The sequence below is a fragment of the Bacteroides sp. HMSC067B03 genome (assembly GCF_001811315.1).
GTDB classification, from domain to species: Bacteria; Bacteroidota; Bacteroidia; order Bacteroidales; family Bacteroidaceae; genus Bacteroides; species Bacteroides faecis.
The window spans coordinates 1-1,435 of record NZ_KV804432.1; the positions used below are offsets into that span (position 1 = coordinate 1).

1 protein-coding gene and 1 pseudogene are annotated in these 1,435 nt (G+C 33.3%); one reads left to right on the plus strand and one right to left on the minus strand.

The features are described 5' to 3' along the window. Positions 1–28: 28 nt before the first annotated feature. Complete coding sequence (locus HMPREF2794_RS21415; RefSeq protein WP_005647298.1) at positions 29–1,039, plus strand: ArdC family protein; 1,011 nt, start codon at positions 29–31, stop codon at positions 1,037–1,039. Positions 1,040–1,209: 170 nt separating this feature from the next. Here HMPREF2794_RS21415 and HMPREF2794_RS28075 read toward each other — a convergent pair. Next, positions 1,210–1,435, minus strand: a pseudogene (locus HMPREF2794_RS28075) (hypothetical protein); the annotation flags it as partial.

Genomic DNA, 1,435 nt, shown 5'->3' on the forward strand with positions numbered 1-1,435 from the left:
GCCAGTATAAAGAACAGCAAACAAAATTATGAAATCTACTTTTGATAAAAATGCAGAGAAGTTTGTAAACCTTATGGTTGAGAAAATTGAAAGTTTGTCTATGAATTGGCAAAAACCTTGGTTCTCTAAAGTCAATTCTAAGCAGAACTTTTTACCGCAAAATTTAACAGGGCGTACTTATAGTGGTGGAAACGCTTTTTTACTTTATTTCTTGTGTGAAAAATATAATTATCAAACTCCTGTTTTTTTGACATTCAATCAAGCACGAAACGAAGGTATTAATGTTCTAAAAGGTGCTGCTGCTTTTCCTGTTTATTATACATTATTTTGTGCTTATCATCGTCAGACAAATGAAAAAATTTCATATGATGAATATAAAAAATTATCAGAAGAAGAACAAAAAGAATACCGTTTAGCAGCTTATACAAAATATTTCCAAGTTTTTAATTTAGACCAAACAAATTTTGCGGAAAAATATCCCAATAGATGGGATATATTAAAGGCTAAATTTTCAGGAGAGGAACAGCCACAAGAAGAGAAAGAAATGTATGTAAATCCAATACTTGATGAAATGAATAAGAATCAAAATTGGGTGTGTCCTATTCAAACGGTTTCTAGTGATAGTGCGTTCTATTCAATATCAAATGATAGTATTACTTTACCTTTAAAGAGCCAATTTAAGGACGGAGAAAGTTTTTATGGTACAGAATTACATGAAATGGGACATAGTACAGGTGTTAAAAATAGACTAAATCGAAAAGGATTTTATGAAAATGATAAATTCAATTATGGACGTGAAGAACTTGTAGCAGAATTAATATCGGCTTTGTCTGGTGTATATTTGGGTATTTCTGTAACCGTCAGAGAAGAAAATGCGGCTTATTTAAAATCATGGTGCAAAGCAATAAAAGAAGAACCTAAATTTTTATTTACTGTATTGGCAGATGCTATTAAAGGTAGTAAGTTCATAGCCCAGCATCTAAATATAAGACTAGATGTGGAAGAAGTAGAAGAAGAGAAAAATACAAAGGTTGCTTAAAGATTCCTCCCTCCCAAATGGGGGGAGTTCTTTTTTCAAACGCCAAAAAAGAACCAAAAAGGCTTAATCGCTTCACTTTGTTACGCTCCAATAGTTTTGCTATCGATAAACCCACCCACCCTTCTAAGGTATGTTTCTTTATCCCTTCTGCAATCCTTAGTAAAGTTCCACTACCTTTTAGGTAACTCCACTTTAGTAAGCATTGCAGAAGCGGAAACATGACGCAAATTAAAATACATTCTCACTTTGAGAATACATTTTAATGCGTCTTGTTGTCTAACCCAATAAGAACTATAGGGAAAGAAATTGATACCGTACTTTTCGGAGTTCCGGCACTGATGGGCAAACATGGCATGATGAAATGATACCGAATTTTCATTCCTGGCACACCCTGTA

Bases quoted from the DNA above. Each gene is read 5' to 3' on its own strand.
- HMPREF2794_RS21415 (WP_005647298.1), top strand. From the start codon at position 29: ATGAAATCTACTTTTGATAAAAATGCAGAGAAGTTTGTAAACCTTATG.